Origin of the sequence: Stutzerimonas stutzeri, assembly GCF_000952685.1 — a bacterium.
Classification (GTDB): domain Bacteria; phylum Pseudomonadota; class Gammaproteobacteria; order Pseudomonadales; family Pseudomonadaceae; genus Stutzerimonas; species Stutzerimonas stutzeri_E.
Genome location: NZ_JYHV01000015.1, coordinates 39,101 through 57,816 on the forward strand (window position 1 = coordinate 39,101; position 18,716 = coordinate 57,816).

At 61.5% G+C, this 18,716-nt stretch carries 16 protein-coding genes; 10 read left to right on the forward strand and 6 right to left on the reverse strand.

The features are described 5' to 3' along the window. The first annotated feature begins 203 nt into the window (after positions 1-203). The 3 genes from UF78_RS08875 (at position 204) to UF78_RS08885 (ending at position 4,772) form a co-directional block, all read left to right on the forward strand. The gene (locus UF78_RS08875; RefSeq protein WP_052679293.1) at positions 204-2,366 is read left to right on the forward strand and encodes a NosR/NirI family protein; all 2,163 of its coding nucleotides are present in this window, start codon (positions 204-206) and stop codon (positions 2,364-2,366) included. 186 nt (positions 2,367-2,552) lie between these two features. Then, positions 2,553-3,740 carry an acetyl-CoA C-acyltransferase family protein gene (locus UF78_RS08880; RefSeq protein ID WP_045161793.1) on the forward strand — a complete coding sequence of 396 codons (1,188 nt, stop codon included), beginning with the start codon at positions 2,553-2,555 and terminating at the stop codon, positions 3,738-3,740. A gap of 123 nt (positions 3,741-3,863) precedes the next feature. After that, positions 3,864-4,772 carry a chemotaxis protein CheV gene (locus UF78_RS08885; RefSeq protein ID WP_045161794.1) on the forward strand — a complete coding sequence of 303 codons (909 nt, stop codon included), beginning with the start codon at positions 3,864-3,866 and terminating at the stop codon, positions 4,770-4,772. Between the two features lie 56 nt (positions 4,773-4,828). On the opposite strand, the gene UF78_RS08890 is transcribed toward UF78_RS08885, so the two are convergent. After that, positions 4,829-5,944, reverse strand: coding sequence for an SMP-30/gluconolactonase/LRE family protein (locus UF78_RS08890; protein WP_045161795.1), 1,116 nt, complete (start codon positions 5,942-5,944; stop codon positions 4,829-4,831). A 385-nt stretch (positions 5,945-6,329) separates the two neighbouring features. Between UF78_RS08890 and UF78_RS08895 the strand changes: the two genes are divergently transcribed. Next, on the forward strand, positions 6,330-8,693 hold the full coding sequence (locus UF78_RS08895) for a DNA polymerase II (RefSeq protein ID WP_045161796.1): 2,364 nt from the start codon (positions 6,330-6,332) through the stop codon (positions 8,691-8,693). Positions 8,694-8,703: 10 nt separating this feature from the next. Here UF78_RS08895 and UF78_RS08900 read toward each other — a convergent pair whose 3' ends face one another. Together UF78_RS08900 and UF78_RS08905 are read right to left on the reverse strand one after the other, a co-directional pair. Next, entirely contained in the window at positions 8,704-9,423 is a 720-nt protein-coding gene (locus tag UF78_RS08900; RefSeq protein WP_045161797.1) for a glycosyltransferase, read from the reverse strand. Beyond that, positions 9,416-10,096: a DUF2064 domain-containing protein gene (locus UF78_RS08905; RefSeq protein WP_230623591.1), complete on the reverse strand. Its 681-nt coding sequence runs from the start codon at positions 10,094-10,096 to the stop codon at positions 9,416-9,418. Before UF78_RS08905 ends, UF78_RS08900 begins: the two co-directional genes overlap by 8 nt. Before the next feature lie 127 nt (positions 10,097-10,223). Between UF78_RS08905 and arsS the strand changes: the two genes are divergently transcribed. From arsS to UF78_RS08930, 5 genes are all read left to right on the forward strand, one after another. Beyond that, on the forward strand, positions 10,224-11,201 hold the full coding sequence (gene arsS, locus UF78_RS08910) for an arsenosugar biosynthesis radical SAM (seleno)protein ArsS (protein ID WP_045161799.1): 978 nt from the start codon (positions 10,224-10,226) through the stop codon (positions 11,199-11,201). Between the two features lie 197 nt (positions 11,202-11,398). Then, complete coding sequence (locus UF78_RS08915) at positions 11,399-11,800, forward strand: MbcA/ParS/Xre antitoxin family protein (protein ID WP_045161800.1); 402 nt, start codon at positions 11,399-11,401, stop codon at positions 11,798-11,800. Further along, positions 11,800-12,474 (forward strand): RES family NAD+ phosphorylase, encoded by a 675-nt coding sequence (locus UF78_RS08920; RefSeq protein ID WP_045161802.1) that lies wholly within the window; start codon positions 11,800-11,802, stop codon positions 12,472-12,474. The genes UF78_RS08915 and UF78_RS08920 overlap by 1 nt, the downstream gene beginning before the upstream one ends. A 95-nt stretch (positions 12,475-12,569) precedes the next feature. Next, complete coding sequence (locus UF78_RS08925; protein WP_045161803.1) at positions 12,570-12,779, forward strand: DUF3079 domain-containing protein; 210 nt, start codon at positions 12,570-12,572, stop codon at positions 12,777-12,779. A gap of 276 nt (positions 12,780-13,055) precedes the next feature. Beyond that, entirely contained in the window at positions 13,056-15,149 is a 2,094-nt protein-coding gene (locus UF78_RS08930; protein ID WP_045161804.1) for a putative bifunctional diguanylate cyclase/phosphodiesterase, read from the forward strand. 36 nt (positions 15,150-15,185) lie between these two features. Here UF78_RS08930 and UF78_RS08935 read toward each other — a convergent pair whose 3' ends face one another. Beyond that, a complete protein-coding gene (locus UF78_RS08935) occupies positions 15,186-15,863 on the reverse strand; it encodes a TIGR04211 family SH3 domain-containing protein (protein ID WP_045161805.1) in 678 nt (225 codons plus the stop codon). A 288-nt stretch (positions 15,864-16,151) separates the two neighbouring features. Continuing rightward, positions 16,152-16,460, reverse strand: a complete 309-nt coding sequence (locus UF78_RS08940; RefSeq protein ID WP_045161806.1) for a hypothetical protein — start codon at positions 16,458-16,460, stop codon at positions 16,152-16,154. A 181-nt stretch (positions 16,461-16,641) separates the two neighbouring features. Between UF78_RS08940 and UF78_RS08945 the strand changes: the two genes are divergently transcribed. Continuing rightward, a complete protein-coding gene (locus UF78_RS08945) occupies positions 16,642-16,968 on the forward strand; it encodes a hypothetical protein (protein ID WP_045161807.1) in 327 nt (108 codons plus the stop codon). A gap of 26 nt (positions 16,969-16,994) precedes the next feature. Here UF78_RS08945 and UF78_RS08950 read toward each other — a convergent pair whose 3' ends face one another. After that, entirely contained in the window at positions 16,995-18,716 is a 1,722-nt protein-coding gene (locus UF78_RS08950) for a bifunctional protein-serine/threonine kinase/phosphatase (protein ID WP_045161809.1), read from the reverse strand.

The following is an 18,716-nucleotide window of genomic DNA, read 5'->3' on the forward strand; positions in this document are numbered from 1 at the left end:
TGGATTGGGCCGAGGCAGCGGCGCATCGTTCCCGACGGTGGCGATGCGCGCGATGAACGTGAACCTGCCAGCGCACGGCTCACCGGCCCGCTATCGGCGCCACCAAACCTAGACTGAAGTACAGCCTTTACCACCTGCAAGTCGCATGGTGTCGGAGCTGTCGCTGGCTAGCATGGGGCGTAACGACAAGCCCAGAGGCACCCATGACTCGAAGCGTCAGCCTCCTTCCGTGCGTACGTACGCTTGTGTTGTTCTGCGTCCTGGTCGTCAGTCCGATGCTCTACGCTCAGGCGCCAGATGAGCAGGGCCTGGAGACCGAGATCAGACAGTTGTTTCCCAGGGCGACGCGCATCGAGCCGAAGCAGGAGAACCCGCCGGTTTACCGTGCGTATCAGCTCGACGAGCTGCTCGGTTACGCCTTCGAGTCCACTGATTACTCCAATCTGCAGGGTTTTTCCGGCAAGCCGATACGGCTGCTGATCGGCATGGACCCGCAGGGTGTATTGGCTGGCATCAAGGTGCTGGAACATCATGAGCCGGTATTTCTGCACGGGCTTGGCGAGCAGTCCTTGTTCGACTTCGTCGAGCAATATCGGCAGAAATCGATCAGTAGGCCCATCGTCGTGGGCAATCGTGAAGGGGCCACAGCTGACAGCGACTCGGTGACCCGCATCGACGGGGTCAGCAAGGCGACGGTCTCGGTGGTGATCCTCAACGAAACCGTTCTGCTTTCCGCCTTGAACGTCGCACGGCAGCTGCTCGATGGGTTCGCTAGTGGCCCGCTGGCCACCGCCAAACCAGACGTATATCAACCGCTCGGCTGGAACGAGCTGCTGGAGCGGGGCTTCGTCCAGCACTGGACGCTGAGCGACGACGAGGTCGAGGAGGCCATAGGCCATTCGCTTGACGGCTATCAGGATCTCGAGGCGGACGCCGAAGACGAACCTTTCAGCGACCTGTATTTCGCCTATCTGAATGCGCCGAGTATCGGCCGTAACCTGCTGGGCGAGACGAGATTCCAACGGCTTAGGGAGGAGCTGCTACCCAACGAGCAGGCGCTGCTGGTGATGTCATCCGGCATGTATCGCCACGTGCCGGACGACTTCGTGCCAGCTACCGCACCGGATCGGCTGGTGCTGATGCAGAACGATCATGCGATCGAACTGCATGACATGAACTTCAACAATGGAGCGGTCCTCGACGCGTTGAACGTGCCGGTGGAGGCGAGCGAAGCGCACATATTCCGTATCAAGGCCCACAGCGCGTTCAATCCGGTCGAGCCGGCCAGTCTGCGGCTCAACGTCAGATTGCGGCGCAACCACCTGATGGAAACCAACGCCCATTTCAGCCGAGCGTTTCGGCTCGATCCCGCACTGTTCGACATCCAGCAGGCGCAGGTCGCTGCCGAGCCGGTTCCGGTCTGGTTGCGCATGTGGCATGAACGCTGGTGGCAGGTCGGCTTGGTGGGACTGTCGTTGCTGGTGTTGACCGCCGTGTTCATTTGGCAGCACCGCATCAGCCGCCACAGCAAGGGCTTTCATGTCTTCCGTGCGGGTTTTCTATTGTTCACCCTGGTTTTTATCGGGCTCTACGCTCAGGGCCAGCTATCGGTGGTAAACATCTTTACGCTGCTTCTAGCGTTGCGACAGGATTTCGATATCCGGGTGTTTTTGATGGACCCGGTGATCTTCATGCTCTGGAGCTTCACTTTCGTCAGCCTGTTCATCTGGGGGCGCGGTGTGTTCTGCGGTTGGCTGTGTCCGTTCGGTGCGCTGCAGGAGATGCTCGGCTGGGTCGCCAAGCGTCTGCGCATCCGTCAGTGGAAAATATCGGATCGCAATCATCAGCGCCTGCAATGGTTGAAGTACCTGATCCTGATCGGCTTGGTGCCGACAGCGTTCTACTCGCTGACGCTGGCCGAGCGGCTCGCCGAGGTGGAGCCTTTCAAGACCAGCATCACGCTGTTCTTCGTGCGCTCATGGCCGTTCGTGCTCTATGCGGTGATTCTGCTCGGCCTCGGGCTGTTCGTGCACAAGTTCTACTGTCGTTACGTCTGCCCGTTGGGGGCTGGGTTGGCGATGCTCGGCAAGTTCCACCTGTTCGCCTGGCTCACCCGCATCGATGCTTGCGGCAAGCCGTGCCAACACTGCAAGAACCACTGCGAGATCGGCGCCATCAAACGCGATGGCCGCATCGACTATGACGAATGCATCCAGTGTCTGGAATGCATCGTCATACTCAACAACGAGGATCAATGCGTGGCGACCGTCAGTGCGCGCAAGAGGGCCGAAAAGGCCGGGCGCCGCGGTCACGACGGTCTGATCGTAACCGACGCCATGGCTCCGAGGCCGCTACCGGCACCCTGAGGATCAACGATCTGGCCGTATCGGAGCGGCTGATCGTAAACGCCACCTGACCGGCCGGTTCTGCAACGCTGCACAGCGGTTCTGCGCACATGGCTATTGTTCCTTTGCCTGAGTTCGTTAGGATCGGCCGATTCCGTGCGCCGGACCGGATCGGCGCGCCTGACCCTTTGCTCCGAAGAGGACTCCATGGCTGAACGTGAAATCGTCGTTGTCGGTGCGGTGCGCACCCCGATCGGCTCCTTTGGTGGCGCGCTGAAGGATGTCGATCTGATCACCTTGGCAACCACAGTCTGCCGCGGCGTGCTTGAACGCTCCGGTACGCCCGCCGATGCCGTGGGCCACGTGGTGATGGGGAATGTGATACCCACCGAGCCTCGAGACGGCTACCTGGCACGGGTCGCCGCGGTGGACGCGGGCATTCCGCTGGAAACCCCGGCCTTCAACGTCAACCGCCTGTGCGGCTCCGGCCTGCAGGCGGTGATCTCGGCGGCGCAGTCCATCCTGCTCGGCGATACCGACGTGGCCATCGGTGGCGGCGCGGAGAGCATGAGCCGCGGTCCATTCATCCTGCCGGACATGCGCTGGGGCGCACGCCTAGGCGACAGCCAGGCGATCGACTACATGAACACCCTGTTGCACGATCCCTGGGGCAAGTTTCACATGGGTGTGACTGCGGAGAACGTCGCTGAGCGCTACGGCATTAGCCGCGAGCAGCAGGATGCGCTCGCGCTGGAAAGCCAACAGCGCGCTGTTCGCGCAGTGGAGCAGGGCCATTTCCGCGAGCAGATCGTCCCGGTGACCGTCGCGACCCGCAAGGGGACCATCCAGTTCGAGGTCGACGAACACATCCGCGCCGATCTCACCGCCGAGCGCCTCGCGGCGCTGAAGCCGGTCTTCAAGAAAGAAAACGGTACCGTGACCGCTGGTAATGCGTCGGGGCTGAACGATGGCGCTGCGGCGCTGGTGCTGGCTGAGGCCGGGCGGGCTAAAGCGCTGGGCTTGGTGCCAATAGCGCGACTGGTCGGCTACTCCCATGCCGGGGTCGACCCGGCTTACATGGGGATCGGCCCGGTGCCGGCGGTGCGCAAGGTGCTGGAGCGCACCGGCATCAGCCTCGAGCAGGTCGATGTCATCGAAGCCAACGAAGCCTTTGCCGCCCAGGCCTGCGCCGTAATGCAGGAGCTCGGGCTGGACCCGGCGCGGGTCAATCCCAATGGCTCCGGTATTTCCCTCGGGCACCCGGTGGGCGCGACCGGTGCGATTATCAGCGTCAAGGCCATCCATGAGCTGCAGCGCATACAGGGCCGCTATGCGTTAGTGACCATGTGTATCGGCGGCGGGCAGGGCATCGCAGCGGTTTTCGAGCGTTGCTGATAGCGGCTGCGCTCGCGTTCGTCGGGCATAGCCGTTTCGATTGAAGATTCTGCCGAAATGGCCGACAAGCTTTGGCGAGGGTGATATCTACGCCAAGAGACCGGCTTTCCCACAGGACTATTCATGAACAACGCATCCGCCACCGACGCCTTATCGCTTCTGCTGTTCACGCTTCGCAGCGGCAAGCAGATGGCGATCAACCTGTTGAAGGTCAGCGAGATCATTCCGACGCCGTCGCTGACCCGGTTGCCAGAGTCGCACCCTCATGTCAGAGGCGTCGCCACGTTGCGCGGCCAGCCGTTGTCGGTCATCGATCTGAGCCTGGCCATCGGCATGGCGCCCTTGCAGGATCCCAAAGGCGGTTGCCTGATCGTCACCGAAATCAGTCGTTCGAAGCAGGGATTGCATGTGCAGGCGGTGGTCAAGATCGTGCACATCCAATCATCGAAGATCCTGCCGCCGCCCTACGGCGCGCGAAACAATTCCTTCATTACCGGTACCGCTGAAGTGGACGGCGAACTGATCCAGATCCTCGACGTGGAAAAGGTCATCCACAACATTGCGCCGGTTCCCGGCGAGGCGGACATTTCCCATCTCGATGATCAGGACGCCCAGCTGTTGACCGAAACGCGCGCCCTGATCGTCGACGATAGCCAGGTGGCGATCCACATGTCGATGTCGGCGCTGACGAAGATGGGCGTTACCTGCCATTCGGTACGCAGCGCTCGCGAGGCCTTCGAGAAGCTCGACAGCCTGAAGGACAGCTACGAAGCGATCAATGTGGTGGTGTCGGATATCGAGATGCCGGAAATGGACGGTTATTCATTCACCCAGGCGCTGCGCAAGCATCCGGATTACGCGTCCATTTACGTCCTGCTGCATACCTCTCTCGACAGCACCATCAGCACCGATAAGGCCAAGGCCGCCGGCGCCAATGACATCCTCACCAAGTTCTCGCCGCCGGAAATGGCCAAGTGCATGCTGCGCGCGGCGCGGGTGATTCATCTCGGTGAGGACACCTCGGTCGCTTGAGAACCTGGTTGGTAGCGGCGGTGGCTTCCGGATCGGCCACCTCCGCCTAGGCTCGGTCAGGCGCCGTACTTGCCGAACGCCGCGTCACGCGTGTTGACGTACAGCGCGTACAACGAATGGCTGCTGGCCATGAACAGCCGGTTGCCCTTGCTGCCGCCGAAGCAGAGATTGGCGCAGCGCTCCGGCAGCCTGATCTTCCCGATCGCCTTTCCCTGTGGATTGAAGATCATCACGCCATCCAGATCGGCGGTCACGGCTTCCGGTGAGCCCGAGCTGCCCCAGCCGCACCACAGGTTGCCATCCTCGTCGCACTTGATGCCATCCAACGCGCCGAAGGCAGGCGCCTCGATGTGCTTGCGACGTTCGCCCAGCGTGCCGTCCGCGTTGACCGGGTAGGCCCAGACCAGCCGATTGGGCTTTGCCCGGCCTTCGACGACATACAGCGTCTTCTGGTCGGGCGAGAAGCACAGTCCGTTGGGGCCGGCGATCGAGTCGATCACGCGGGTCACGGCACCGGTTTCGCCATCGATGCGATAGACGGCGTCCGGCAGCTCGGTTTGAATCTTGTGTCCCTCGTAGAAGTTGCTGGTCTGGAAAGGCGGGTCGGTGAACCAGATCGATCCGTCTTGCTTGACCGCGAGATCGTTCGGTGAATTGAAACGTTTGCCTTCGAACTGATCGGCCAGCACCGTGATGCTGCCGTCCGGCTCGGTGCGTGTGACGCGACGGCCCTGGTCATTGGTGGTCGAGCCTTCGCAGGCCAGCAGCCGTCCTTGCAGATCGCGGCTCAGGCCGTTGGAATGATTCGAGGGCTGGCGATAGATGTCGAACGAACCGGTGATCTCATCCCAGCGCATGATGCGATTTTCCGGAATGTCGCTGACCAGCAGGTAACGGCCATCGCCGACCCAGACCGGGCCCTCGGCCCAGCGCATGCCGCTGGCGATCTTCTCGACGCTGGCGTTGAACAACCGATATTTGGTGAAACTCTCATCGAGGATTTCGACGAGTTCATCCGGGTAGCGCTGGGTCAATGGTTCGGCCAAGGCGAGCCGGGGCAGGCCCAGGCTGCCCATCGAGGCGATTCCAGCCGACACCATCAGCGAGTTTTTCAGGAAGGCTCGGCGGGCATTGCGTGGGTCGTTGGCGGAATCGTCATTCGTTGTGGTCATGGCGTGCGTCCTACGTGAAGTTTTTATGGGCGAGCGAGCCCGTTCCACCGGGATAGGCGGTCAGGCGATACGCGAGGGGTCAGCGATTCAGTCGAGGCGGGCTATGTGCGTGGCGCAACAACGGCAGAACGCGCTTGGCGGTCGGGCGTGGAGAAGGGGGCATGCGACTATCCATTGTTATTGTAGGGTGATGTTGTCGTACAACCTCGATGAGTATTGTTAGGGTATGACCGCTTGTCAAAGCCTATTCTTGCTGACGAACGAAGATCTTTAACACCTTCTGTATCTTGTTCGACGTCGTATGAGCTGGTTCGACTCGTTTGTCGCCTTCGCTTGGACGTTGCCACGTAGAATGGGCGCCCCGAAAGAATAAGGACGGCGGACGGTGAATCTGCAACAGGGCTTTGTCCTGACCCGACACTGGCGCGACACGGCGGCCGGTACTGAGGTGGAGTTCTGGCTGGCCACCGATACCGGTCCGCGTCGTCTGCGCGTGCCTTACCAACCGTCGGTTGCCTTCATTCCGGCGGCACAGCAGCGCAAGGTTGAAATCCTGCTCAAGGGCGAGCGCGACGTCGAGCTGCGTCCGCTGAGCCTGACCGACTTCCGCCATCGGCCGGTGGTCGGGTTGTATTGCAAACAGCACCGCCAGTTGATGAATCTCGACAAGCGTCTGCGCGGGGCGGGGCTTGACGTCTACGAGGGGGACATCCGACCGCCGGAGCGTTATCTGATGGAGCGGTTTATCACCGCACCGGTCAGCTTTGCCGGCCGGCCGGATACGCAAGGCGTTCTCGTCGAGGCGCAGATCAAGCCGGCACCGGATTATCGGCCACCACTCAGGCTGGTCTCGTTGGATATCGAAACCACCATGCGCGGCGAGCTGTACTCCATTGCCCTGGAGGGCTGCGGCCAGCGCAAGGTCTATATGCTCGGCCCGGCCAATGGCGATGCCAGTACGGTGGATTTCCAGCTGGAGTATTGCGACAGCCGCAAGCAGTTGATCGAGTGCTTGAACAATTGGCTGGCGCGGCACGATCCGGATGTGATCATCGGCTGGAATCTGGTGCAGTTCGATCTGCGTGTACTGCGCGAACAGGCCCAGCGCTATCAGGTGCCGCTGCGTTTGGGGCGCGGCGGTGAGGAGATGGCCTGGCGCGAACACGGCAGCCGCAGCAATCATTTCTTCGCAGCAGCGGCGGGGCGGCTGATCATCGATGGCATCGAGGCGCTGCGTTCGGCGACTTGGAGTTTCCCCTCGTTCAGCCTGGAGAACGTCGCTCAGACGTTGCTCGGCGAGGGCAAGGCGATCGATACGCCTTATCAGCGCATGGACGAGATCAACCGTATGTTCGCCGAGGACAAGCCGGCGCTGGCGCGTTACAACCTCAAGGATTGCGAACTGGTCACGCGGATCTTCGACAAGACCGAGCTGCTGACTTTTCTGCTCGAGCGCGCCACGGTCACTGGCTTGCCCGCCGATCGCATGGGTGGCTCGGTGGCCGCGTTCGAGCATCTTTACATCCCGCTGATGCATCGCCAGGGCTTCGTTGCGCCCAACCTCGGTGAGCGGCCACCGGAAGCCAGTCCCGGTGGCTTCGTGATGAACTCCCAGCCGGGCCTGTACGAATCGGTGCTGGTGCTGGATTACAAGAGCCTGTATCCGTCGATCATCCGCACCTTTCTCATCGATCCGGTGGGGCTGGTCGAAGGCATGCGCAATCCTGACGACAGCAACTCGGTACCGGGCTTTCGCGGTGCCCGTTTCTCACGCGACCGGCATTGCCTGCCGGCCATCGTTGAGCGTGTCTGGGAAGGGCGCGAAGCTGCCAAGCGCGAGGGCAACAAGCCCTTGTCCCAGGCGCTGAAGATCATCATGAATGCCTTCTACGGCGTGCTCGGCTCCAGCGGTTGCCGGTTCTTCGACCCGCGCCTGGCCTCATCCATCACCCTGCGCGGGCACGAAATCATGCGCCGCACCCGCGAGCTGATCGAAGCTGAAGGCTACAGCGTGATCTATGGCGACACCGACTCCACCTTCGTCTGGCTCAAGCAAGCACACCGCGACGAGGATGCGGCGCGCATCGGCCGGCAACTGGTGCAGCAGATCAATGGGTGGTGGCGCGAGCATCTTCAGCGTGAGTACGGCCTGCAAAGTGCGCTGGAGCTGCAGTTCGAAAGCCACTTCAAGCGCTTCCTGATGCCGACCATTCGCGGCACCGAAGAAGGCAGCAAAAAACGCTATGCCGGCCTGGTCACCCGCCCGGACGGCAGCGACGGGCTGGTGTTCAAAGGCCTGGAAACGGTGCGCACCGACTGGTCGCCGCTGGCCCAGCAATTTCAGCAGGAGCTGTACCGGCGCATCTTCAACCGCGAACCCTATCAGGACTACGTGCGCGACTATGTACGCCGCACCCTGAACGGTGAGCTGGACGAGTTGCTGATCTTGCGCAAGCGATTGCGCCGGCGCCTGGATGACTATGAACGCAACGTCCCGCCACATGTACGCGCCGCACGGATTGCCGATGACTACAACCTGCAGCAGGGCCGTCAGCGGCAATACCAGAATGGTGGCTGGATCAGCTATCTGATTACCGTGGGCGGCCCGGAGCCTCTGGAAGTGCGGCGCGCGGCAATCGATTACGACCACTACGTGACACGCCAGCTGCAGCCCATCGCCGATGCCATTCTGCCTTTCGTCGGCGACAGCTTCAGTGGTTTGATCGACGAGCAGCTCGGGCTGTTCTGATTAGCTGACTCTAGCCACCCGATCGGTCGGAGCGAGGCGCGCTGTAGCGCTCGGCGAGGCGTCCGACGGGCACGCCGCAGGCGAACTGCAGCGCCAGCAGGCGATTGCGCAGCGAGCGTCGCCACCAGCCGTCGCGCTGCCAACGGCGTGTATCGACGCGGACGCCGTCATTCATCCGTACGAACCGGCCATTTCGGCGCAAGCATTTCACCAGTTCGACCTCCTCGAACAGCGGCCAAGGGCTGTGCTGACCGCAGCGCTGATAGGCCTCCGCCGTTACGAACAACCCCTGGTCGCCGTAGGGCACGCCGAAGTGAGTGCGCAACGTGATCAGGCGCTCGAGCAGCGCGCCCTGCCAGCCGGTTCGGCCGGCAAAGCGAAACTTGAAATAGCCTCCCACCGCACCGTCGGCGATCGCCGTCAGCATCGAGGGCAACGGGTTGCCGTGTAGCTGGGCGTCGGCATGCAGGAACCACAGCACTGGATACCGCGCATGGCTGGCACCCAAGCGAAGCTGCGTACCGCGGCAGGGCGCGGTCGGCAGCCAGGATGCGCCGTGGCGCGCGCAGAGCAATCGGCACGCCTCGCTGCTGGCGCCATCCACGACGATGATTTCGCCATTCACCTCGGTCGTTTGGAAAAGCGGGACGAGGCTGCTCAGCAGTTGCGTCAGCGCCTGCTCGTCGCGCCAGCATGGAATGATCACGCTGATTGCGCTCTGCTCAGGCATCGTGACGAGTCCCAAGTGCTTCGAGCACCGCGCGTAGGCCTCGACGCGATGGCCGCCTGTCTTCGCGCAACGCCGCGGCAAGGGGCAGCAGGTCTTGCTCATGGTCGATATCAAAGGACTCGCCCGCAATGACGACCTCATGACCTGCCCGTCGGCACAACTGCACGAGCGCATGGCCGAGTCGATCAGTGCTCCAGGGCAGGCGGGAAAGATCCGGCCAGGGGCGATTGGAGGCCATCAGTACGACGCCGCCATCACGGGCGGCGAACAGCACGGTGTCGACCCGCTGCAGCAGCTGGGCGACGTACAGGTAGTCGGCGGGGCGCAGGGCAGGGCAGTCGCTGCCGATGAAGATCAGCTTGCGCTGGCCTTGGTCGCGTAGCGTGCGGTCCAGTTCGTTCAGGCGCTCGCCGAGATTGCCGTCTGGCTGCGCCATGCAGAGCGCCTCGCCAGCCAGCGATCGCGCCCAGTTCAGATGCTGCACGTGATCCGGTGCGATCGCCCTCGGCCCTGGCCATTGCTGCAGGTCCTCCAGTGCACAGGCGAGCAGTGCCTGAGCGATGGACAGCGCGGCATGCTGCCCGAGTGTCGCTGCCAGTCGCTGCTTGGCGTGGCCCAGTGCGGGTCTTTTACAGAGCAGGACCAGGCAGGGCATGGCAGGATCTGAGGTCAAATCGGTTTCCCCTGGAAGCAAAGGCAGAACCTTGCGCGTGCGTTGACTACGCTGATGAAACGGTTGCCGATTGCGAGCGATCTACGCGTCGGTTTCCTTGAGACGTTTTGAAGGTTGAAACATTGTCATGCGTGACACTTTACCGCTGCTCGATGCGTTGCGCTTTCCGCCGATCCGACGCAGTCGTCTGGAGGCATTGCAGGTCAATCTGACCTACCGCTGCAACCAACGCTGTCTGCACTGCCACGTCAACGCCGGGCCGACGCGCAAGGAGGCGATGACCGACGAGAGCCTGGCTCTGCTGCATCGGGTGATCGAGGCGCACCCGGTGCAGACACTCGACCTGACCGGCGGCGCGCCGGAGATGCATCCACGCTTTCGCGAGATCGTTCGGCATGCCCGCCGCGAAGGGCTGCGGGTGATCGATCGCTGCAACCTGACCATTCTGAGCGAGCCGGGTCATGAGGATCTGGCCGAGTTCCTTGCTGAACAAGGGGTTGAAGTGACGGCATCACTGCCGTGTTACTCGCAGGAAAACGTCGATAAGCAGCGCGGCGATGGCGTGTTCGACGCGAGTATTGCCGGGCTGCGTCAGCTCAACGCGTTGGGCTATGGAAAAGAGGGCCGTGGGCTGGTGCTCAACCTCGTCTATAACCCGCAGGGGCCGTCGTTGCCGCCGCCACAGGCGCAACTGGAAACCGACTACAAAGCGCACCTGGCCGAGGATTTCGGTATCCGCTTCAATCACTTGCTGACCATCACCAATCAACCGATCGCGCGCTTCGGCAGTACCTTGGTGAGCAGGGGGCAGTTCAATGACTACATGCAACTCCTGCGCGACAGCTATCGGCCTGAAAATCTCGGCGCGGTGATGTGCCGCAACCTGGTGAGCGTCGATTGGCAGGGCTACCTGTACGACTGTGATTTCAATCAGATGCTCAACCTGCCGATGTCGCTTCCCAGGCTCATCAGCCGGGACCGCGCGCACCTGCGCGATTTGCTGACGCCCTTGAGGCTGGACGGTAACTCCATCGTCACGCGTGATCACTGCTACGCCTGTACCGCTGGACAGGGATCGAGCTGCGGTGGCGCTCTAAAAAGCTGATTACCCCTTGCGTCGCCTCGAGTCGATCGAGCAAACCATTCGACCGGCCATTCTCTGATGACCTTGCACTACTCCCGTTCTGTTGTGCGTCTATCGTCAAGTTCGAAGTTAATGCTATCCGCATGCGTAGTTAAAAGTTGAGATTATTCATATATGGAGTAATCTGTGTCCTGTGGCAATAACCAGGCGGAGCGGAAATGAAACTCGAACAGGCGGTCAGCAAGCCAGACACTGCTTCGCCCGAGGCAGGGCGAGTCGCGCTGACGTTCTTCTTCAACCTCATGCGGTTATGGAACTGCAGCGCCGAGCAGCAGCGGATATTGCTTGGCTCGGTGGGTAATACGACTTACTTCAAGTACAAGAAACTTCCTGAAGTTCGTCTGCCGCGCGATACGCTGGAGCGTATTTCCTACCTGATGGGTATTCACAAGGCGCTGCGTATCCTTTTCAGCAATCAGGCGGAGCGGGCATATGAGTGGGTGCACAAGCCCAATGATGCCGCGCCGTTCAATGGCGTGAGCGCGCTCGATTACATGCTCGGTGGGCAGGTGGTCGATCTGGCCGATGTACGTCGCTATCTCGACTGGGTGCGGGGCTGATGCAGGAAATCCTGCCGGCCTGGCGGCGAGCGTATCGCATCATCAACAGCTCGTTCCCGCCACTGGACGTGTTCGAGGACACGCTCAGCCCGGATGACCTGGAGATCGCCTTCGCGCTGGAAGCCATGACCAACGATCGGCTGCGCGAGGAACTGGGCGCCCTGCAGCGCGTCGCGCCGGGTGACCGTGTCAGCGGGCCGGGTTCGACTGCGGTGATGGCGGCCTTTACCCATATCGGCAATGCCAGCCGCTTCAGCGACGGCAGCTACGGTGTCTATTACTGTGCCAGTTCGTTGGATGCCGCCATCGCCGAGACCAAATTCCATCAAGAGCGTTTTCTGGCAGCCACCCGCGAGGCGAACGTCGAAATCACCATGCGCGCGTACGTCAACAAGGTCGTCAAACCGCTGATCGACGTGCGCGACATGCCCGAGCTGCACCAACCCGATCCGGCCGCCTATGGCAATAGCCAGGCATTCGCCCGTGAGCAACGTGACGGCAAGACCTGGGGTTTGCTCTATCGAAGTGTGCGGCTGGAAGGGCACGAATGCGTCGCGGCCTTTCGTCCGCGGGCGGTCTCGTTGCCGGTGCAGGGGCCACATCTGCGCTACGTGTGGGATGCCCGGTCGGGCGCGATCACTCACATTCTCAAGATGAGCGAGGTATTGGTGTGAACGTCCAGGGCTGCGTTCTTGAGCCTGATCAAGTCCCTGCAAAGGACGCCTGGCTAGTCTGAAGGCTCGATTGAGATCAAGACGAGGCCCCTGAGATGGCCAAGAAATTCCCGATGAATCCTCCGCATCCCGAGCGCATCTGCTGGGGATGCGATCGATATTGTCCATCGGATTCGCTTGCCTGCGGCAACGGCGCAGGTCGTACTCAGCATCCTGCGGAGATGATGGGTGACGACTGGTACCTGTACGGCGATTGGGGGTTCGATTTGATTGCCACCGACAAGCCGGACGAGAAAAAAGCTTAAGCCTCCGGCCTGCAACTTCTAGCTAGATATTTTTCCTAGGAAATAGCGGGTCCACCGAACCGCAGGTACACTTCGCCGCCTTTTGGCCAAGGCAGGTCGAACAACCGTTCGGCACCTGCTTCAATTGCAAACTTCAGAAAATCTCCAAGCGAACGATGAACTGGTGCGGCGGCCACGTTGCGGGTTCACCGTGGCCTCTTCGTGGGGCTGTCCGGGCGGAGCGCCGCTCGTCTCGGATCCAGACCGAACATTCGCAGCCCACGCAGGAACCTGACCATGCTAGTTGGTAGCTATAACGACGTCCTGGTGTTTTTCTCGTTCGTCGTCGCTGTGCTTGCCTCCTATACCGCGCTCGACATGGCGGGACGGGTCGCGACTGCCGAAGGTCGTGCGGCGCGCCTATGGTGGGCCGGTGGCGCCTTCTCTATGGGCCTGGGAATCTGGTCGATGCACTTCATCGGCATGCTGGCGTTCAGTCTGCCGCTTCCGCTCGGCTACGATCCGCTGATCACTGCCGGCTCGCTCGTGATTGCCATTGCTGCCTCTGCCGTTGCGCTGTGGCTGGTATGTCAGCGTGAGCTGCCCTGGTCCCGTATCGGGGTGGGGGCGTTGTTGATCGGTGCCGGAATTACCGCAATGCATTACAGCGGGATGGCGGCGCTGCGCATGCAGCCAGGCATTGACTATCACACGGGTTGGTTCATTGCCTCGGTTGCCATTGCCGTGCTCGCCTCGGCAGCCGCTTTGTGGCTGGCGTTTCGCCTGCGCGGCAATCTGGCCCACCTGAAACTCTGGCGTACATTGGCCGCCCTGGTGATGGGGCTCGCGATCACCGGCATGCATTACACCGGCATGGCAGCGGCGCGCTTTCCCGAAGGTAGCTTTTGCGGGGCTTCCATCACGGGTGTGGAAACCCATTGGCTGGCGCTGTTGGTGATCGTGCTGACCTTGGCCGTGCTGGCCATCACGCTGATCGTCTCGATTCTGGATAGCCGAATGCAATCGCGTACATCGTTGCTGGCGACTTCATTGGAGAAGGCCAACAGCGAGCTGGTCCAGCTGGCATTGCATGACAACCTCACCCGCTTACCCAACCGACTCCTGCTGGAGGATCGCCTGAGTCAGGCGTTGGAGATCGCCAAGCGCGAGCGCTCCTGCTTTGCCGTGATGTTCATGGATCTGGACGGCTTCAAGGCCGTAAACGATGCCTATGGACACCATATCGGCGATGAGCTGCTGGTTAGCGTCACTGAACGGTTGCGTTCGTGCATTCGCGCCCAGGACACACTCGCACGCCTTGGCGGAGATGAGTTCGTGTTGCTGGCGGTCGTTACAAGCCCGGATGATGCAGCGACACTGGCCGACAAGCTGGTGCAGCGCATCGACGAACCTTTTGAGCTGTCGCGCTACGAGCTCCGTGTCTCGCTCAGCGTCGGCATTGCGATATACCCCAATGATGGCGAGGGCACGCGTGATCTGCTGCTGCACGCCGACGCCGCCATGTACCACACCAAAAGCGCCGGCCGGAACGGCTACAGCTTCTTCGAACCTTCAATGAACGCCAACGCCGCGGAGCATTTGCAGCTATTGCATGACTTGCGGCTGGCCGAAGCGCGCGGTGAGTTACGCCTGCATTATCAGCCGAAGTTCGAGGCACCCGCCGGTCCCGTACGTGGCTTCGAGGCATTGTTGCGGTGGCAGCATCCGAAACGTGGCCTGCTCAGCCCTGATGCGTTTCTGCCGCTGGCTGAGAAAACCGGTCTGATCATCCCGATGGGAAAATGGGTGCTGGAGGAGGCGTGCCGACAGTTGCGCGAGTGGCATCTACAAGGCTTCAGCCAGTGGACGATCGCGGTCAACCTTTCAGCGGTGCAGTTCGACCAGCCGGATCTGCCGGGTATGGTGGCCGAGATTCTCGATCGCTATGCCATTCCGGCGGTCCAGCTGACGCTCGAAATCACCGAAACCGTTGCCATGCGTAATCCGGAAGTGACCATCGAGACGTTGGAGAAACTCACGAATCTTGGCGTCAAGGCCTCCATCGACGATTTTGGAACGGGCTATTCGAGTCTGCTCTACCTGAAGCGGTTACCCGCCAGCGAGCTGAAGATCGACCGCGCATTCGTCAAGGAAATGAGCGTTGGCAACGAAGATTCGGTCATCGTCTCGGCGATCGTTGCACTGGCCAAAGCGTTGGGTCTCGAGATAGTCGCCGAAGGTGTGGAAACACCTGAACAGCAGGCGTTCCTCACAGATCTCGGTTGTGAAACGCTCCAGGGCTTTCTGCTTGATCGACCGATGACTGCGGCACAGGTACTTGAGCGCGCCGAGCGCGCGCGGGTCGAGCCGGCCTGCACTCTCGCCGGGTAAGCAGGGGTTAACCGCACCGGCGACTCTTCAGCTTGCTCAGAACCAGCGGTCGTTGCGCTTGCGGCCGCGTGTCATCGCCGGAATGATCAGCCCGGCCAGCAAGCCTGCGCCGGCGATGCTGCCGCCATAGACCATGTAACGCATCAGTACCTGATTGTTTTCGTCGCCGAGACGCGCCTGGGCATCGCGCAGATCCGATTCGGTTGCGGTGAGCGCGGTATCCAGCGCCTGGCGGCGCGCTTCTAGTTCATCAATCAGCGCCTTGCGGGAGTCGAGTGTCTCCTGCATGCCCTGTACCCGGGTCTTCCAGCTGTCGTCTATGGTGCGCAGCTCTTCGCTGAGCTCGGCAACCTTCTGCTCCAGCTCAGGCAAGCGCTCCGCCTGGCCGGGCATCTCTTGCAGATCGGCGCTGCGGATCCACACTCGGTCGCCATTTGCGCCACGAACCTGACTGTAATCGCCTTGGGTATCGAGCAATTCGACCTTCTCGCCGGACGTGAGCGAGCCAACGATGCGATAGCCGTCGGTTGGGCCGCTGCGTACGTAAGTGGTCAGGCTGTCGCTGACCCAGCGTTCATTGGTCGCTTGCTGCGCATGGGCCGGCACGATGACGGCCAGCAGGGTACCGAACAGGCTGCCACGCAACGCGCGGCGCTGCGTGGCAGATCCCGAAACACGGGTGAGAAGGGCGAGAAGATGACGGGATATGGACATGGTGGTCTTCGCGTTGACAAAAGGATGATGGCCCCGATGAACGGGCCGAAACAAAAGCGGATCCGGAGCTGGCACTGTGCCGTCAGCTTGCCGCTACGGGCGGCAGCTGGCTGGTCGGATGTGCTGATGGGTGAGCGGGAGGATGCGTTCTCTCCGGTTGAGCCTAGGCCCCACATGGTCCTGCAGACAGGACTGACAGCAGGGAGCGCTGTAGGTTCACTGAATGTTCATCATTTCATGCTAGGTCGAGCTCGTTCCGGCCAACGCTGGCCGTGCTCAGGGGCGACGTTACAGCACTTCCACCGGGTGGGCCCGGATCAGAAGCTGTTCCTGGCGGAACCGGGCTTCCAGCGAGGTCCGGTAGTTGGCCCACCAGATACGGTCGAGTTCGCTGATCATGACTTCGTAGATGACCAGATCGTCGCGCACCGCTCGGCTGTCATCTTCGCGCCACAGGCCGTTCGCGGGCGCACGGGCATAGGCGGTGAGCCCGCCGAACTGCTCCACCAGCTCGTTCCTCACCTCGGCGAAAAGGGCCTTGGGCAGCGCTTGTCCGTCATTGTCATAAAGGGGAAGCAGCAACTGGGTCAGGTACATGTCGCAGCTCCGATGGGCGGTGGGCTTTGTTGATCCGACCACGGGCAGGCGCGGCCGGCACTATTGCATGGAGCATGTACGGATCAACGGTACGATCAGAGACGGCGCTGATGGGCGGAGACGAATTCAGCGACGCATGCAGACTCCAAGCTATACAACGAATTGCGGGAGGTAGCTCAAGATGGAATCACCGAACCCCACGGTAGCGGCCTTGCAGAAGGCTCAGGACATCACTTCACGCTGGTCGGATGGGGAGCTGGGCGCCGAGGAAGCGCAGCAGGCACTCAAGGCTGTGTTTGACCAGTGGCAGCCTGGCAATCGGGCGTCAGAGACTGAGCAGGTAGCCGAAGTGGCGTTGACGGCATCGCGAATTGCCTTCCAGGACTGGCTGCAACGCGGTGAGAACTGCGAGGAACTGGTCACCCAGCTGCGCTGGATTCTCGACCCTTCGAAAGATGGCATCACCGATCCTGCGCTCAACGTCTACGCGCCGCAGCGCCCCGAGTGAGATCGCCCGCGGTGGGGCGGCAGCCTTCAACGCACCAGCAGTACGACCAGGGCAATGGCTAACGCCAGCGATACCCCTTTCCAGAACAGTACCGGGTTGCGCTCCATTAGCGGCGGCCGGGCCTTGTTGAGAAAGGCCTTGTTGGGGTGGCGCAACTCGAAGACGAATTCCGATAGATCCTCGTAGCGTTTGTACGGATCAGGATGCAGTGCCTTGCGCAGCACATCGTCGATCCAGGCCGGCACCTCGCGGTCGTGCTCGCGGATCGAGCTGTAGCTGAGCTTGTTCTGCGCGGCGCGGGTGCGGCACTGCGCGACCTGAACGCCATACGGTAGCTTGCCGGTCAGCATCTGATAGGTGATGACGGCCAGCGAGAACATATCCGAGCGAGGCGTGCCGCTCTCGCCAAGGAAATATTCCGGCGCCGTGTACTGAGCGGTGCCGAGCAACTCGCTGCGTTCGGTTGGCGAGGCGATCTCCATGATGCCGGCAACTCGGGTGGAGCCGAAATCGATGATTTTCACCGTGCCGGTCGCGTCGATCATGACGTTCTCGGGGCGCAGGTCCTGATGCAGCATTTCCAGCCGGTGAAAGGCGCGCAGGCCCTTGGCGATCTGCTCGATGATGCCGCGCACCGTCTCCAGGTCCGGCTGCGGATGGTCGATCATCCACTGCGTAAGCGTCTGGCCATCGATGAATTCGCTGACGCTGTAGAGAAAGTTGCGCTTACGCGTCTGCCGGCACGGCTGGGCCACATGTGCGCTGTTGATTCGTCGCGCGACCCACTCCTCGGTGAGGAAGCGTTCGAGATAGGCCGCATCTTGTTGAAGCTCCATCGACGGCGTCTTGATGATCACCGGCGTGTCGTTGTCGTCGTCGGTCGCCAGATAGACGTGGCTGCGGCTGCTGGCGTGCACCTCGCGAACGATGGTGTAGCCATCGAACCGCGCCCGTGCCTCGAGCATGGGCGGGAAGGGCAGTTCGGTGAGGTGCTGGTAGAGCTCGTCCGGGGCCTGAATCGGAAGCTGCTCGATGCGCAAAATCTGCACCGTGAGGTTGTCGTCGCTGCCGCGTTGCAGCGCTTCGTTGACGATCTCCCTCGCGGCGGCGTCCAGATCGGCTGCATGTCGTGCGATGGTCTCGCTCATGAACTGCGCGCTGGCAAACTCGTATACCCCATCAGTGGCCAGGATGAAGGTATCGCCGAGTTCCACCCGTTCGGCGCGGTAGTCGATTTCCAGCTGCGGATGAATACCCAGGGCCCGACTCAGGTAGCTTTTTTCTTCGGATAGCCAGAGACGATGGTCGTTGGTGAGCTGTTCTAGCGTCTTGCCCTGAACGCGATAGATGCGCGAGTCGCCGGCGTGGAAGATGTGCGCGGTGGTCGATTTGATTACCAGTGCGCTGAAGGTGCAGACGTAGCCGCGGTCCTTATCGTAGCGATACTGGCTCTGCTGACTTTGCGCATGCAGCCAGGAGTTGGTCGCCATCAACACCCGCTGCGCAGAGGTTTTGACTGACCAGGCGTCGGAGGTGCAGTAGTAGTCGGCGAAGAATCCGGTAACGGCCGATTCGCTGGCGATATGGCTGACGGTGCTGCTGCTGATGCCATCGGCGATGGCGAGGGCGATGCCCTTGGCGCTCAGCTGCGGTTCTTTGGGAATATAGGCACCGTGGAAATCCTGATTACTTTCCTTGGGACCCTTGTCGGTGTGTTGGCCCACCGAAACCGTGAGTTGTGCGGTCAT

Excerpts from the sequence above, each read along its gene's own strand:
- UF78_RS08875 (WP_052679293.1), top strand. The coding sequence starts at position 204 with ATGACTCGAAGCGTCAGCCTCCTTCCGTGCGTACGTACGCTTGTGTTG.
- UF78_RS08880 (WP_045161793.1), top strand. The coding sequence starts at position 2,553 with ATGGCTGAACGTGAAATCGTCGTTGTCGGTGCGGTGCGCACCCCGATC.
- UF78_RS08885 (WP_045161794.1), top strand. The coding sequence starts at position 3,864 with ATGAACAACGCATCCGCCACCGACGCCTTATCGCTTCTGCTGTTCACG.
- UF78_RS08890 (WP_045161795.1), bottom strand. The coding sequence starts at position 5,944 with ATGACCACAACGAATGACGATTCCGCCAACGACCCACGCAATGCCCGC.
- UF78_RS08900 (WP_045161797.1), bottom strand. The coding sequence starts at position 9,423 with ATGCCTGAGCAGAGCGCAATCAGCGTGATCATTCCATGCTGGCGCGAC.
- arsS (WP_045161799.1), top strand. The coding sequence starts at position 10,224 with ATGCGTGACACTTTACCGCTGCTCGATGCGTTGCGCTTTCCGCCGATC.
- UF78_RS08915 (WP_045161800.1), top strand. The coding sequence starts at position 11,399 with ATGAAACTCGAACAGGCGGTCAGCAAGCCAGACACTGCTTCGCCCGAG.
- UF78_RS08920 (WP_045161802.1), top strand. The coding sequence starts at position 11,800 with ATGCAGGAAATCCTGCCGGCCTGGCGGCGAGCGTATCGCATCATCAAC.
- UF78_RS08925 (WP_045161803.1), top strand. The coding sequence starts at position 12,570 with ATGGCCAAGAAATTCCCGATGAATCCTCCGCATCCCGAGCGCATCTGC.
- UF78_RS08930 (WP_045161804.1), top strand. The coding sequence starts at position 13,056 with ATGCTAGTTGGTAGCTATAACGACGTCCTGGTGTTTTTCTCGTTCGTC.
- UF78_RS08935 (WP_045161805.1), bottom strand. The coding sequence starts at position 15,863 with ATGTCCATATCCCGTCATCTTCTCGCCCTTCTCACCCGTGTTTCGGGA.
- UF78_RS08940 (WP_045161806.1), bottom strand. The coding sequence starts at position 16,460 with ATGTACCTGACCCAGTTGCTGCTTCCCCTTTATGACAATGACGGACAA.
- UF78_RS08945 (WP_045161807.1), top strand. The coding sequence starts at position 16,642 with ATGGAATCACCGAACCCCACGGTAGCGGCCTTGCAGAAGGCTCAGGAC.
- UF78_RS08950 (WP_045161809.1), bottom strand. The coding sequence starts at position 18,716 with ATGACCGCACAACTCACGGTTTCGGTGGGCCAACACACCGACAAGGGT.